At 57.0% G+C, this 15,150-nt stretch carries 12 protein-coding genes and 2 tRNA genes; 8 read left to right on the top strand and 6 right to left on the bottom strand.

Translation table 11 applies throughout. The annotated features are described in order from the left end of the window. Positions 1-102 precede the first annotated feature (102 nt). From ACYVIS_RS09185 to rnr, 3 genes are all read right to left on the bottom strand, one after another. The gene (locus ACYVIS_RS09185) at positions 103-1,335 is read right to left on the bottom strand and encodes a cystathionine gamma-synthase family protein (RefSeq protein ID WP_460873826.1); all 1,233 of its coding nucleotides are present in this window, start codon (positions 1,333-1,335) and stop codon (positions 103-105) included. A gap of 96 nt (positions 1,336-1,431) precedes the next feature. After that, a complete protein-coding gene (rlmB, locus tag ACYVIS_RS09180) occupies positions 1,432-2,178 on the bottom strand; it encodes a 23S rRNA (guanosine(2251)-2'-O)-methyltransferase RlmB (RefSeq protein ID WP_232742798.1) in 747 nt (248 codons plus the stop codon). A gap of 182 nt (positions 2,179-2,360) precedes the next feature. Further along, positions 2,361-4,811, bottom strand: a complete 2,451-nt coding sequence (gene rnr / locus ACYVIS_RS09175; protein ID WP_460873825.1) for a ribonuclease R — start codon at positions 4,809-4,811, stop codon at positions 2,361-2,363. 76 nt (positions 4,812-4,887) lie between these two features. Between rnr and ACYVIS_RS09170 the strand changes: the two genes are divergently transcribed. Further along, positions 4,888-4,972 (top strand) — tRNA-Leu (locus ACYVIS_RS09170). A gap of 322 nt (positions 4,973-5,294) precedes the next feature. Here ACYVIS_RS09170 and ACYVIS_RS09165 read toward each other — a convergent pair. Further along, entirely contained in the window at positions 5,295-5,732 is a 438-nt protein-coding gene (locus tag ACYVIS_RS09165) for a GNAT family N-acetyltransferase (RefSeq protein WP_370635925.1), read from the bottom strand. Positions 5,733-5,778: 46 nt separating this feature from the next. Beyond that, positions 5,779-6,093 carry a quaternary ammonium compound efflux SMR transporter SugE gene (sugE, locus tag ACYVIS_RS09160; protein ID WP_232742796.1) on the bottom strand — a complete coding sequence of 105 codons (315 nt, stop codon included), beginning with the start codon at positions 6,091-6,093 and terminating at the stop codon, positions 5,779-5,781. Between the two features lie 138 nt (positions 6,094-6,231). Here sugE and ACYVIS_RS09155 point away from each other — a divergent pair, with 138 nt between their 5' ends. The 3 genes from ACYVIS_RS09155 (at position 6,232) to ACYVIS_RS09145 (ending at position 10,675) form a co-directional block, all read left to right on the top strand. Beyond that, the gene (locus ACYVIS_RS09155; RefSeq protein WP_232742795.1) at positions 6,232-7,536 is read left to right on the top strand and encodes an arsenic transporter; all 1,305 of its coding nucleotides are present in this window, start codon (positions 6,232-6,234) and stop codon (positions 7,534-7,536) included. Positions 7,537-7,666: 130 nt separating this feature from the next. Further along, complete coding sequence (locus ACYVIS_RS09150) at positions 7,667-8,896, top strand: YeeE/YedE family protein (protein WP_460873824.1); 1,230 nt, start codon at positions 7,667-7,669, stop codon at positions 8,894-8,896. A gap of 117 nt (positions 8,897-9,013) precedes the next feature. Further along, positions 9,014-10,675 (top strand): FMN-binding glutamate synthase family protein, encoded by a 1,662-nt coding sequence (locus ACYVIS_RS09145; RefSeq protein WP_232742793.1) that lies wholly within the window; start codon positions 9,014-9,016, stop codon positions 10,673-10,675. A gap of 33 nt (positions 10,676-10,708) precedes the next feature. Here the strand turns inward: ACYVIS_RS09145 and ACYVIS_RS09140 are convergent, their stop codons facing one another. Further along, positions 10,709-10,879, bottom strand: a complete 171-nt coding sequence (locus ACYVIS_RS09140; RefSeq protein WP_232742792.1) for a hypothetical protein — start codon at positions 10,877-10,879, stop codon at positions 10,709-10,711. A 299-nt stretch (positions 10,880-11,178) separates the two neighbouring features. On the opposite strand from ACYVIS_RS09140, the gene ACYVIS_RS09135 reads away from it, so the two are divergent. From ACYVIS_RS09135 to ACYVIS_RS09120, 4 genes are all read left to right on the top strand, one after another. After that, a tRNA-Met gene (locus ACYVIS_RS09135) sits at positions 11,179-11,255 on the top strand. Between the two features lie 48 nt (positions 11,256-11,303). Beyond that, complete coding sequence (locus tag ACYVIS_RS09130) at positions 11,304-11,597, top strand: PDDEXK family nuclease (RefSeq protein WP_370635924.1); 294 nt, start codon at positions 11,304-11,306, stop codon at positions 11,595-11,597. 733 nt (positions 11,598-12,330) lie between these two features. Beyond that, the gene (locus ACYVIS_RS09125) at positions 12,331-13,734 is read left to right on the top strand and encodes a jacalin-like lectin (protein WP_460873823.1); all 1,404 of its coding nucleotides are present in this window, start codon (positions 12,331-12,333) and stop codon (positions 13,732-13,734) included. Positions 13,735-13,982: 248 nt separating this feature from the next. After that, a complete protein-coding gene (locus ACYVIS_RS09120; RefSeq protein ID WP_460873822.1) occupies positions 13,983-15,056 on the top strand; it encodes an Ldh family oxidoreductase in 1,074 nt (357 codons plus the stop codon). Positions 15,057-15,150: the final 94 nt, after the last annotated feature.

The following is a 15,150-nucleotide window of genomic DNA, read 5'->3' as shown; positions in this document are numbered from 1 at the left end:
TGCGCGAAAATATGGTAACGCCCTTTTGCAGAGGCCTGCTGCGGGAAAAAGCGCGAGCCGCGCCCACGAGCCTTTTATGCGGGCGGGACTCGGGCCGAGCTGCTAGGCAAGCGCCTGGACAAAGTCGCCGATCAGATCCTCGGTGTCTTCTATGCCAACGGACACGCGCAAGAGGTTATCGGAAATCCCCATCACAGCTCGCTGCTGCGGCCCCATTTCATAATAAATAGTATGGGCCACCGGCAGCACCAGAGTACGGTTGTCGCCCAGGTGAGTCGCCAGAATCAACACTTTAAGCTTGTTGAGGAAATCGAAGACATCGAGATCGTCGACCAGTTCGATACCCATCAAGGCTCCAAATCCCCGGCCAAACAAGTCGACCGCCCGCTCATGCTGCGGATGGCTGGCCAAGCCGGGGTAATGAACCTTGGCCACCTTGGGGTGCTGGCTTAAAAAGCGTGCCAGGGCCAGGGCATTGCCGCAGGATTTTTCCATGCGCAGGGCCAGCGTTTCGGCTCCGGCTGCAATGCGGTGCGCAGCCTCCGCGGAAAGTGTCCCGCCCATGTCGCGCAAACCCTTTTTCTTGATTTGAGTCAGCCCCCAGGAGGTCGGCTTGCCCTTGCGATAAGGTTCGGCGATGTTTGCGTAGCCGGACCAATCGTACAGGCCCGTGTCGGTCACCGCCCCTCCCAGCGCGTTGCCATGCCCGCCTATGTGCTTGGACAATGAATTAATGACGAGGCTGGCCCCCAGGGCCACACCCTGACAAAGCCAGGGTGTGGCCAGGGTATTGTCCAACACATAAATCAGGTTCTTTTCCCTGCACCAGTCCCCTATTGCACGCAGGTCCGCCACCTGCGTGCCGGGATTGGCGATAGCCTCTGTAAAGACCATCTTGGTGCCGGGCCGGTAAGCCTGTTTCACGCTGTCGATATCGGTCGCGTCGACCAGAGTAACGTCGACACCCATGCCCTTGAGTGTGCCCAGCAGGCTATTGGTGTTGCCAAAAATATACTGGCTGGAAATCAGATGATCGCCGGCCCGCAACAAAGTCAGGAACGTTGCAGCCAGGGCAGCCATGCCCGTGGCAAAGCTTACGGTACTGACCCCGCCTTCCATCTGGGTCACTTTGACCTCGAGTGCCGCGGTGGTCGGCGTGCCTTGCCGGGCATAGGTAAACCCCGCTTTGCCCTGAAACACGGCGGCCAACTCGTGCGAGTCGGAAAACGCATATTCCGTTGACGGGTGCATGGGCTTGTGTATCGCCCCGTGCTCCACAGAAGAGCGCCGGTCGGAATGAAGAATCGTAGTGGTAAAACCGTTTTTATCAGGCATGATGAAAGTTACACATAGTAAGAGTTGATCGTACTAAAAAAACACCGAGGCGCTCAGGCGCGCCTTGTATGGCGTCCTTATCAAACATAGCCAAAGCTAAGACTGGCGCTGGCGCACCGACTCGTACAGGCACACCGCACTGGCCACGCTGACATTCAGGCTTTCGACCGCGCCCAGCATGGGAATGGTCACAAGCTGATCGCAGGTTTCCCCGGTCAGGCGGCGCATGCCTTCACCTTCGGCTCCCAGTACCCACGCCATGGGCTGGCGCGCATCGACCTGGTACATGCCCTGGGGCGCCTGATCGTCGGTCCCCACCAGCCAGACATTGCGCTCCTTGAGCTGACGCATGGTCCGCGCCAGATTGGTAACGGTAATATAGGGTACGGTTTCCGCGGCGCCGCACGCAACGCGCTGGACCGTGCTGTTCAGGCCCACCGCGCGATCCCGCGGCGCGATCACAGCGTGTACGCCGGCGGCATCGGCCGTCCGCAAACAGGCGCCAAGATTGTGAGGATCGGTCACGCCATCGAGAATGAGCAGCAGCGCGGGCTGATTTTTATCCTCAAGGTAGTCCAGAACCTCGTCCACATCGACCGCCAGCTTGTCGGCTTCGGCCAATGCCACGACCCCCTGGTGCCTGATGCCGCGGGCCAGCCCGTCGAGCCGTTCGGCCGACACGGGATGGACACGGATGCTGGCGGCCTGCACCTGCTCGATGAAAGTCTGCATGCGCTTGTCGCGGCGCGAAGCCTCGACATACAGCTCTTTGATTGAAGCCGGAGCACGCCGCATACGCGCCACCACGGCATGAAAACCCGCCAACACCTGATGAGAAGCCATAAAACCATCCTTGGATTATTTTACCGATGAGTAAAGCCGCCGGACGCACGCCACCGACGATCGCGGCTCAAACGCTACCCACCTTATCGTTGCGTATTTTATATCCACGCAGAAAACCGGCCCGGCATCGCAGTGCTGTAAACAACAGACCGCCGAAGCCGGACCGCAGGCGGCCTGATGCCTTAGTGCCGGTTCCGCCCTGGTTTCCGGGAACTGGTGCCGGCTTTCTCGCTACGCTTGGCCGCCGCCCGCCGTTCACGCGAGGTGGTCCCCTTCAAGGCTTCAGGCTTGGCGGGAGCGGCTCGTTTGGTACGTCGCTGCCCAGCCTGATCAGGCTGGGCAGCGACGGCTTTGCTCAATTCCTTGAAGCCGGTGCCCTTTACCAACCGGAACTCGATGCGGCGCGCCTCGAGATCGACACGCGATACCTGAACCTGCACCGCATCGGTGAGCCGATAGCGAATACCTGTACGCTCGCCACGCAGTTCATGCATGGCTTCGTTGAACTGAAAATAGTCGGAACCCAGTTCGGACACATGCACCATGCCCTCGACGTGCAGGGTCTCGAGAGTGATAAAAACACCAAAGCTGGCCACACCCGTAACCCGGCCGCTGAAGACCTCGCCCACATGCTCCTTCATGAACCAGCATTTCAACCATGCTTCCACGTCGCGCGAGGCATCGTCAGCTCGACGCTCCCGGGCGGACAGCAACACGCCGAGCTTCTCCCAAATGGCGTGTTCGCGCTCACCCCGCGGCAGCGCCGCCGAGGCAGCCACATCGTCGATCTGCGGAACATACTGTTTACCCGCAAGAATCGACTTGATGACCCGATGCGTCAAGAGATCGGGATAACGACGGATGGGCGATGTAAAGTGCGTGTAGTGCTCATACGCCAGGCCAAAATGCCCCATTTGCTCGGGGCTGTATATGGCTTGCTGCAAGGATCGCAGGCACATCGTCTGCAACACTTCAAAATCGGGCCGGCTACTGGCTGCCTGGACCAGCTGAGCGTAATCGTGCGTGCTCGGATCATCGCCGCCGTTAAGAGTCAGGCCCAGGTTGCGTAAATATTCACGCAAGGCTTTCAGTTTTTCGGGAGTGGGCCCTTCATGCACCCGGTACAGACCCTGGCGCTTGTTGCGCACCATGAAATCGGCCGCGCACGTGTTCGCGGCCAGCATGCATTCTTCGATCAGGCGATGCGCATCGTTGCGCGTATAGGGGACAATTTTTTCAATCCGGCCCAAGGGATTGCACAGGATCTTGGTCTCGACCGTGTCGAAATCAATGGCGCCGCGCTTGACTCTGGCGGGAGAGAACAGCAGGTAAAGCTCATAAAGATTCTGCAGATGCGGCAGGACATTCAGCATGGTTTGAGCAGCCGGCCCGGTTGGCTGCTGCAAGGCGGCCCAGACATCGGTATAGGTTGTACGGGCGTGCGAATGGATAACCGCTTCGTAAAATTGATAAGCGCTGACCGTCCCGGCCTTGGCGCCACTGGCGTGGATCACCATGTCGCACACCATCACCAGGCGATCGACCTTGGGATTAAGCGAACAAATTCCGTTGGACAGCGACTCGGGCAGCATCGGAATCACGCGGCGCGGAAAATACACACTGGTGCCGCGTTCGAGCGCGTCATCGTCAAGCGCATCGCCCACGCGCACATAATGGCTCACATCGGCAATTGCGACCAGCAAACGCCACGCAGTTTTTTTGCGCTTCTCCGTGCCAACATCGATGGGCATGCAAAATACCGCATCGTCAAAATCGCGCGCATCTTCGCCATCTATCGTCACGAACGGCACATCGCGCAAATCGATGCGGCCTTTTAGTTCGCCCGCTTTTACCGTGCCCGGCAGCTTGGCCGCCTGCTTCACGGATTCTTCGGAAAAATCCAGCGGAACATCGAATTTGCGCACCGCAATTTCAATTTCCATACCTGGATCATCGATTTCACCCAGCACTTCGACGACACGCCCCAAGGGCTGGGTATGGCGCGTAGGCTGCTGAACGATTTGAACCGTCACAACCTGCCCATGTTCGGCGCCCGCTGTATCGGCAGCCGGGATCAGGATATCGTGCTTGATGCGCTGATCCTCGGGAGCCACGATAAGTGCGCCCCGCTCTTTCAGGAAGCGGCCAACCAGCTTGTTGGTGCGCCGTTCGACCACTTCGACAATGGTCGCCTCGGGCTTGCCCCGGTATTCGCCATCGGGCTTGGCCAGCACCCGGTCGCCATGCAGCACTTTCAGCATTTCCCGCGGCGATAAAAACAGGTCGGGACCGCCATCGTCGCGCATCAAAAAGCCAAAGCCATCGCGGTGGCCCTGCACACGCCCGGCAATAAAATCGGGCTTGCTGCTTATCGACACCTGGCCTTGAGCAGTAAAGAACAATTGCCCGTCCCGCTCCATGGCTTTGAGGCGGCGCTCGAATCCAGTGGAAACAGGCACCGACGCGCCCACAGACTTGGCAAATGCATCCAGCGCTACAGGCTGTGCCGACGCGCGCAATTGCTTCAGAATCACTTCGCGGCTAGGGACATCAGGGTCAAAATCGGGAGGCAATTCAGACAAACCGTTAGAGATCTCGTTCTTATTAGCTTCGTTTTTAGATCGTTTGGTCAAAAGATAAATTTCCGTTTAATTAAAAAATAAGTTATACTTGCGCCTCTTAACGAATTGGCTCAGGCCAAAACGTTTTGCCCAGGTGGCGGAATTGGTAGACGCGCATGGTTCAGGTCCATGTGCCGCAAGGTGTGGAGGTTCGAGTCCTCTCCTGGGCACCAAAAATGATTACAGAGCACCCCGTAAGTCGTTGATTTACGGGGTTTTTTGTTGCCTCGTGGGGACAGCCTTGGGGACGACTTGGGGACAGTATAGCTTTTTGGCGTTTCGCCCCGTGTTTTTCTGCCCAATTCCTGAAACTCCAAAATCACCATCTTTGGGGACGGCATCGTCCCAAAATGTCTGGAAACCGCATGGATAAAGAGCATTGCGCCCCCTGCCAAGCATCGCCAGATTTTAGAGCATATTCATATGCGCCTCAACGAAAACCGATGGATACGGCAACACGCTGCAACACATTTCCCGGCGGCTTTCGCTTTCGCATCAGGCCGCAATCAATATCCGCCGCATGGTGATGTGTTCAATGCCAGCCTCTATATAGGTTTCGCCCTGGGCCACGAAGCCGTGCGCTTCGTAAAAGGCACGCGCATGAACCTGGGCCGACAGCACCACTTCGGGGTACTGCCGCCGGCGAGCCTCGTCGACCAAGGCTGTCAATAGCCTGGAACCCACACCCAGACCGCGATGCGTGGCACGCACCGCCATGCGGCCTATATGGGCGTTGCGCAGCAAACGCCCAGTGCCGACAGGCCTGCCGTCCCGGCCGAACGCCACGGCATGCACGCAATGGGCATCCTCCTGATCGCGTTCTTCTTCGACAGGCACATGCTGCTCCTGTACGAAGACCTCGTACCGGACTTCCATGGCCGGCTCTTGGTACGTTTCCCAATTGCCTAAAACCAGTGTGATTTGCTCGATCAAGAAAGACTCCCCGCGCGACATTCGACAGTACTAGGCGGCGTGGCCGCTACGCCGCGATTTTAAGCCCCACTATGCCCAAAATAATCAAACCCACACTGATCAATCTGGGCAGGCTGGCCGAATCGCCAAACAGAATGATTCCCAGGATGACAGTTCCGACAGCCCCCACGCCCACCCAAACCGCGTAGGCGGAGCCCACCGGCAGAGTTTTCATTGCAACTCCCAACAGGGCAACGCTAACCACCATGCTGGCGACGGTACCCACAGAGGGCCACAAGCGGGTAAAACCTTCGGTATATTTAAGGCCAATGGCCCAACCGATTTCAAACAGGCCAGCGACAACGAGAATAAGCCAAGACATACTGTGCTCTCTAAGCAAGAGGGTCGTCCCTGTTTAAATATTGGAGCGGTGAGGTCGTCCTCACTTCCTGAAGAGCTGGGATTTTACTACTATCAACCATTTATCCGCCGCCGCGCCAACCGCATTCCCAAGTCCTCCATGACAATTCTCTCCGCCGCCGCAGCCCTGGCCATATTTGTCGGCACACTGTTCTTGGTGATCAGGCAACCCTGGCAAATAGGCATAGGCTGGAGCGCCCTGCTTGGAGCGGCAGCCTGCCTGGTACTGGGTTTGATACACCTGAGCGATATAGCCGAAATCTGGCGGATTGTCTGGAATGCCACCGCCACCCTGATCGCCATCATTATTACCAACTCCATTCTTGACGAAGCCGGTTTCTTCAAATGGTTCGCCCTGCACGTCGTTCGATGGGGCCGCGGCAGGGGAATCGCACTTTTTATCTTGATAACTCTATTTGGAGCGGGCATTTCAGGTCTGCTGACCAACGATGGGGCCGCGCTGATACTGACTCCCATCGTCATCGAGATTCTGCTGGCTCTCGGGCTTTCCGGCGCCCCTCTGTTCGCCTTTGTCATCGCCGCCGGTTTCATCTCGGATACGGCCAGTCTGCCGCTCAGCATTTCGAACCTGGTGAATATCCTGTCGGCCGACTTCTTCAGGATAGGCTTTGGCGATTATGCGGCCGTCATGCTGCCCGTGAACATGGTGGCAATCGCCATCAGCCTGATCGTGCTGTGCCTGTATTTCAAAAAACTGGTGCCGCACCGCTACGCTATCGGGAACCTGCCTGCGCCCGCATCGGGAATCCGCGACCGGCAAACCTTTCACGCCGGCTGGATAGTCCTGCTTCTGACTCTTGCAGGGTTTTTCACACTGGGCCGTTTCCACATTCCCACCAGTGCCATCGCGGGAACAGGGGCATGCGTTCTGCTTGCCGTGGCGGGCCGCAACCACATCGTCGGCACACGCCGCCTGCTGCGTCTGGCGCCATGGAATATCGTTTTTTTCTCCCTGGGCATGTACTTGATCGTGTTGGCCCTGCGCAACGCCGGACTCACCGCGTGGCTTTCAGCCTTGTTCCAGTTTTTCGCCGACTCGGGCTTATGGATTGCCACGCTGGGCACCGGGTTCATGGCCGCTTTTTTATCATCGGTAACCAATAATCTGCCCGGTGTACTGCTGGGCATGCTGTCGATACAAGACACCCACGCGCCCGAGCTGGTGCAGCACGCCATGATTTACGCCAACATCATAGGCAGCGACCTGGGGCCAAAAATTACCCCTATCGGCAGCCTGGCAACGCTGCTTTGGCTGCATATACTGGCTCGGCGCGGCATTAATATTGGCTGGGGCGCTTATTTTCGCACAGGCATCGTATTAACGTTACCCGTTTTGCTGGTCACTCTTATCGCCTTGGCGGCATGGCTGCAAATTACCTACTAACCATGCTATAAATTTTTATATAAAAATTAGCTATAAGAGAATATCCATATATTCGTTTTAGAATAAGCCTCCTGCCGCTAGACTCTGCTTTCATGGCGAATCCGCCTCGCCCCACTTTCAGATCCCCTATATGAATACGTTAGTCTCCGCGTTGAATCCCGCTGCACCCTCCCTGTCGTCGCGCATCAACTACAAGCCGCTAATCGTATCGTTAGTTTTGCTTGCCATCGGCGCCAATTACCTGAATCAGGAAGTCGGCTGGCGCCAAAGCTCGCTGTGGATCGTGGGGGCCTTGCTGGGCGTCACGCTCTACCATGCTTCATTCGGGTTTACCCAAGCCTGGCGAGTCTTCGTTTCCGATGGCCGCGGCGCTGGCTTGCGTGCGCAAATGGTCATGCTGGCACTGGGCGTCGTGCTGTTCTTTCCATGCCTGGCGCAAGGCAGCCTGTTCGGCCAGCACGTTTCGGGAATTGTCGCCCCCGCCAGCTTGTCGGTGGTGATTGGAGCCTTCGTTTTCGGCATAGGCATGCAGCTGGGCGGCGGCTGCGCCTCGGGTACGCTGTTTGCCGTGGGCGGCGGCAGCACCCGCATGATCATTACCCTGTTCAGCTTTGTGGCGGGCTCGGTACTGGCCACGATCAATTTCACCTGGTGGGCCACGCTCCCCTCATTGCCGCCAACCTCTCTGGTCAAAGAATGGGGGTGGCCGGTCGCCCTGGCCGCCAACCTGGTGGTGTTCGCGCTCATCTACTGGCTTACGACCCGCATCGAAAAACGCCGCCACGGCGCGCTTGTCAAGCCGGCCGGCATCGAACGCAAGCCATTGTGGCAGCTTATCCGCGGCCCCTGGCCGCTGGTCTGGGGCGCGATCGCACTGGTACTGCTCAATTTTGCCACGCTGGCCATCTCCGGGCGCCCATGGGGCATCACCTCGGCCTTCACGCTGTGGGGCGCCAAGGCACTCGATGCGGGCGGATCCGATGTCGCTTTCTGGCAGTACTGGGCCAATGATCAAGACACGCTGTTTGCACCGATACGCCAGGACGTCACTTCGGTGATGGATATCGGCATTATGCTGGGTGCCCTGGCGGCGGCCTCGCTGGCGGGTCGTTTCGCACCCGTATGGAAAGTCCCCTTTCGGTCGCTGCTGGCGGCCATATTGGGAGGCCTGATGCTGGGTTTCGGCGCTCGCCTGGGATGGGGCTGCAATATCGGCGCCTACTTCAGCGGCATGATTTCAGGCAGCCTGCATGCATGGATCTGGTTGCCCAGCGCCTTCATGGGCAGCATCCTCGGCGTACGGCTGCGTCCCCTGTTCGGCCTGTCGGTCGAAAAAACCCAGCGCCTGAGCGCTTGCTGAGCCGGCGTCGTCTCCAAGGGAAGATGAGCGGCAGAGCCAATGGGTGTTGGTGGGGACGGCCCTCGCGGCCGTCCAATTCTGGTATGGTTCGACACAAGGAACCTCTAGGATCAATCCATGGATCGCTTGCTCACACGCTACACCGCATTTTACCTGGCCATACTCGGCACATTGGTCACCCTGGGCCTGGCATTGGCCTTCACCGCATGGTGGTTGATCGCAACCCTGGTTTTCGCCGCGCTCGTGGCAGTGGGAATCGCCGACCTGACCCAAACCCGCCACGCCATCCGGCGCAACTACCCCATCATCGGCAATCTGCGCTTCATATTCGAATTCATCCGGCCGGAAATACGCCAATACTTTCTCGAAGACGACACCCAGCAATTGCCGTTCTCCCGCTCCGATCGATCGCTGGTCTATCAGCGCGCCAAACAGCAGATCGATAAACGTCCATTCGGCACCCAGCGCGACGTCTACGGCACCGACTACGAGTGGATCAATCATTCCATGGATCCGGCACATCCGAAAGACAGCGACTTTCGCATCGATCTGGGCGGCCCCGACTGCACCCAGCCCGTTTCCCTGTCGGTGCTGAACATTTCGGCAATGAGTTTCGGCGCGCTTTCGGCCAATGCCGTCATGGCCCTGAACAAAGGGGCCGCGTTGGGCAATTTTGCCCACGACACCGGCGAAGGCGGCGTCAGCCGCTACCACCTGGCCCATGGCGGTTCGCTGATCTGGAATATCGGTTCGGGCTACTTCGGATGCCGCGACGAACAGGGCAATTTTTCAGAGCAGGCGTTTGTCGAACGGGCGAAGCAGGACAGCATCAAGATGATTGAAATCAAGCTGTCGCAAGGCGCCAAGCCTGGCCATGGCGGCATCCTGCCCGGCCCCAAGGTGACTCTCGAAATCGCCGCCGCCCGGGGCGTGCCCGCCTGGCAAGACTGCAATTCGCCATCCAAGCACAGCGCCTTCAACACCCCCGTCGAACTGATGCAGTTCGTCGCACGCCTGCGCACGCTTTCCGGTGGAAAACCCGTGGGCTTCAAACTGTGCGTAGGCCACCCGTGGGAATGGTTCGCCATCGCCAAAGCCATGCTGAAAACCGGCATCACCCCCGACTTCATTGTGGTGGATGGCGCCGAGGGAGGCACCGGCGCGGCACCCATCGAATTCGTGGACCATGTGGGAACGCCCTTGCGCGAAGGGCTGCGCCTGGTTCACAACACGCTGGTCGGCATAGGCCTGCGCGAGCAAATCAAACTGGGGGCTTCCGGAAAAATCATCAGTGCTTTCGACATGGCGCGCACACTGGCCATGGGGGCCGACTGGTGCAACAGCGCCCGCGCGTTCATGTTCGCCATAGGCTGCATACAAGCCCAGACCTGTCATACGGGCAATTGCCCCACTGGCGTTACGACTCAAGACCCGAAGCGGCAGGCAGGCCTGGTGGTCGGCGACAAATCCGTACGGGTAGCCAGCTTCCACAAGAACACATTGAAAGCCCTGGGCGAATTGCTTGGCGCGGCCGGGCTCGAACACCCCTGCGAGCTTCGCCCGCATCATATTGCCAGGCGCATACCCAGCGGTGAAGTCCGGGTGCTGTCGGCCCTGTTCCCCGACCTGGAAAAAGGCGAGTTGCTGGACGGGAAGTTCCGGCAAACCATATTCAGGGTCGCCTGGCCCATGGCGCAGGCCGAATCGTTTGCACCAACCCACAGCCTAAGCGCCGCGTTATCCGGCAACATCACGCCAATGCCTGTCGATGCATCATGAGACGGTCCAACGGCCTGGCCACGGCCCAGCGCCCTAGCGCGAAATTCGCTGCGAACCGATTCCTGCATCGATGGTTCCATAAAACTCGACCCCCGACCGAGGCGACGCATTCGACGTTCCCCTTGCTGTCGTGTCCGGCGGCGAAGACGGGCTGGCGCAGGCGGCAAGCAGTGCCGCCAGAACGCAAATTGATAATATTTTCATACCTAGTATTTGCCCTGAGTTGCCAAATAAAAAAATTGGTATTATCGTGAAGTCACTGCCTCAAAGGCAGTTCAACTACTCTCAAGGGTAGTTCATAAAACACTGCTTTTTAGCGGTGTTCACTGCCATCCAGGCAGTAAGGCCCTGCCAAAAGGTGGGGCCTTTATATTTCCACCCTCGTATGTCACCAGGCCATTTTAGCCATTCCGCCCGGGCTCGCCGGCTTGGCGAAAATCCAATTGAAAAGCGGCCCCTCGGCCCGCACATCCATCTTAAATTATGCTATAGTTCTGGGCTTTGGCGCATTAGCTCAGCCGGTTAGAGCGACGGAATCATAATCCGCAGGTCCCCTGTTCGAATCAGGGATGCGCCACCAAAGATATCAAGGGGTTAGCAACAGCTAACCCCTTTTCATATCCGCCATTTGTCAACAAAGTGCCAACCGCGGAAAGACTTCAAGCCTGGGAACGCTGATGCCGCCAAAACAAGCGCCGGCCTCATGGTTGCAGAGTGGAAAACCGGCAACATCAGCAGTTCCCACCAATCCGTCAACAAGACGGCTATGTGCCTTCGCCAAGGAAAGTGTATTGCAGGGATTTTCTCATTGTTCCTTGCCAGACTGCTTGCCCAATACCTTACAGAGCGCTTTGCCAAAGAGATCCGGTGTCGCGAGCGGGCCATCCGCACTCGGCCAACGATGAATCTGCACTACACCTGATCGGCGCTCCCCTGGCCGGAAAAAACAAGGTTCGGAGGGAAAGGCGGCATCTCAATATAGACGAATTCGCGAAGTGGGCTGCCGTCCACTCCGCTACTATCATCGCTGACAATGTCATCCACCTGCATAGCTAAAAACGAGAAGGAACGTCAGCAGACAGACCGGAGAAACTACAGCATATTTTGACTTGTAATGATTAGTTATTAAATAGGGCTTTGTATTGTTGCAATTCACACTTTTTGCTACCCTAATTTACCTGATTAGATCAACGCTATGTATCAGCTGTTATCTGGGACGATGTGGAGCGATGTGCAGCGCCACAACATTTCGACACGAATTGATCTCCTTCGTCGATATAAGCTGCACGGTCGCTAACAACGTGTGTTGTGCGGTCATCGGCGAATAATCGCCAGCCGAACGATGGGAGTCAATCAGGCTAACCTATCTTTGAACATAAAGGAGAATCTCTTATGTCAGACGGCTGCTGGGTGCAATTCTGGGATCACAATGACTTTGCAGAGCCAACTCGTCGTATCGACGCCGAAGGGCCTACGAAGTCAGTCAATAACATGGACGACTATAAACAGTCGGACGGGGACAAACTAGGAGACGAACCGGATTCATTGAAGCGGGTTCACGCACTTGGCTGTGGGTTTACACGAAACGTGACTTCCAGGGGGTTGCTGTAGGTTTTGGCCCTAGTTCTGAAATAGGAAATTTAGATGAATACGGCGTGGGGGGAGATATTGAAAGTTTCAAAATGTATGATCACTATCCACCGGGGTTCGTTGACGCGCGCAAAGGTGGCGTGACGCCGATTGCCATAGAGTTAGCCGAAGATGACGACATTGTCAGTGCCGAAACGGTCAATTCCTACTTACGCAACGTTATAGCCTATGGCATTGAGCAAATCCCGGTGATCGGCGGCCTAATTACTGCCACCATAGGCGCTTTCTGGCCGAGCCCCAATAACAATGATCAATTGTGGGGGTGCGCTCAAAATTATCTGAACCAGGCTATTGCCGGTGTCTACTGGCAGATAAAATATGACGGGCTCCAGAATTCACTCGACACCCTTCGGAAAGCCGCAATTGCTTATGTGGAGGTTCCCGAGGAGGATCAATCGTACAAAACATGGAATTTCCGCAATCTGTACGATACTATCAACAATCTAGAATCATTCTTCATGCCTCCAGACAAAAATCCACAAAACACGTACTTGTTTGTGGTTCCGTATGCCACTTTGCGATTGGCGACGCTGCGGGAGAACCTAGAGCATTATGTCTATTACTACGGTAAGGAACCATCGCCAGAAACTCGCAACAAACTAATAGAAGGAATACAAAGCTCCATTGCTAAATACCAAGAACATATAAATACCGCACGTGACAATATCCTTTTGGCACGCAAGGATCAGATAATGATTCGAGAAGAAGGCGCGTCAAAGACGTCATATCTGATTGATCTGTACAACGGGTACCGAGACAGCGGGTACCGATCATACGATCCAAACTGCAATAATCTGTTGTACCTGAAAGAGCAATATTCGGACCAAGTGCTCAATAAGCTGGCGCTAACCTTGGACACTCACAATGCCATTGGACAGCTTTGGAAATACTTCGATCCGAATGCTTCCACAGAGCCCATCACACCTCCCACATTGAACTATGCTGTGGGACCTTATGGCGCGTACCAGAATGTTCCAACATTTAGCCAAACGGCGGAATCAGGCTCAATCAGCCGTGCCACCTTGTGGACAGGCACCTTGGTGGATGCCCTTGAACTGACTATAGACGGAGCTCCGCAAGGGCGTGTTGGGTCCACAGGCGGTGGCGGCGAGAAGCCTTTGGAGCTAGCACAGGGAGAACGTATCGTGTCAGCGAAAGGCTACGAAACCGGCCTTATCAATGCTCTGGGCTTTACCACCAGCACGGGCCAGTCAATCTACGGTGGTGAGAGCGGTGGCGGCTGGCAGTTTGACGTGCAGCCATTGGAAAATACCAGTAATACCCGATTGACTGGGCTATCTGGATACGCTGGCACAGGCTCAGCAAGCGACAAGCGCAACAACATCAAGGCAATAACCTTCCACTGGGAATGTGATTTATCAATTACACGGGAGGAAGGCAGCGAGTAACAAAACGATTGTCACCCAGGAATTGCAGGCCCTTCGAGAAATCGGGGGGCTTTTTCTTGCTCCGCAAAAATAGGCCGGCTCCGCAAAAGCATTCAAGGTTCCGTGGAACGGCCAAGCGCGTAACCCCGACACGCGGTCGCGGCCACGCCAATAAACGAAACTTGCTCTTTCAAATTGGCAGTGCTAGCGTGCCACAAATGATAACGCTGTCATTTCGACGCGACAAAGACAATATTGGAAACATACTCATGGCAGAACAACAGCCTCGCTACTTTCAAGCCGACGCTTTGACGGCATTGGCAACCGGCCTGTTCACAGCGGCGGGGCTGGCATCGCCACGGGCCGCATGTGTGGCCCGGCTGCTTGTACTGACCGACATGATGGGCCGCACCACCCATGGCCTGGCGCAATGCAAGCCCTATCTGGACCAACTGGAACAAGGCGGCATGTCTGCCAGCGGCGACTACACGGTGGTCAAAGATACCGGCCCGACCGTCGTCTGGGACGGCAACTATCTGCCCGGCCTCTGGCTGGTGGAAACCGCCTTGCAGACCGGCTTCGAACGCCTGCCGCAGCATGGCGTGGTCACCTTTTCCATCCGCCGCAGCCACCATATAGGCTGTCTGGCTGCGCTGGTGAAACAGGCAACCGATCGCGGGTACTATGCCATGCTGCTTTCCTCCGGACCGCATGGCAAATACGTTGCGCCTTATGGCGGGACGGTGCCGCTATTCAGTCCCAACCCCATTGCCATTGGCTACCCCACCGCGCAGTCCCCGGTACTGGTGGATACCTGCGCGTCGATCACTACCGTCTCAATGACGCGGGAAAAAGCGCAGGCGGGCGGACTATTCGAGCAGGCTTGGCTTCTCGACCCGCAGGGCAAGCCCACTCACGATCCCCGCTACCTTGAGCAAACCACGCCCCGTGGCAGCCTGATGCTGCTGGGTGGTGTCGAAGCCGGCCACAAGGGCTTCGGCCTGGCACTCATGGTAGAGGCGCTGACCCAAGGACTGAGCGGATTCGGCCGCAAAGACGCGCCTGAACGCTGGGGCGCCAGCGTCTATCTGCAATTGATCGATCCGGACGCCTTCGCGGGCCGTGAATCCTTCGTCGAGCAAATGGAATTCCTGGCGCAAGAGTGCCGCGCCAATCCGCCGATCGACCCAAATCAGCCGGTACGACTGCCAGGCGAAAAGGCGGACAGGAACATTGCCCATGCCCGCAAGCATGGCGTACCCGTTAGTCCTTCGACACTACAGGCATTACGAGATTACGCGGCCAGGCTCAAGGTCGACGATGAAATGCTCGCTGCGCGCTAGCCATACCTTTCATACCCAGCCTCATAGGAACGGGAATAGCATGGCAATCTTCCCCGGCTCCGCAAAAACCCTCAGAACTGCCGATTTATCCCAA

The organism is Paralcaligenes ginsengisoli, from assembly GCF_054781135.1.
This window is presented reverse-complemented; position numbering and strand designations above follow the sequence as displayed.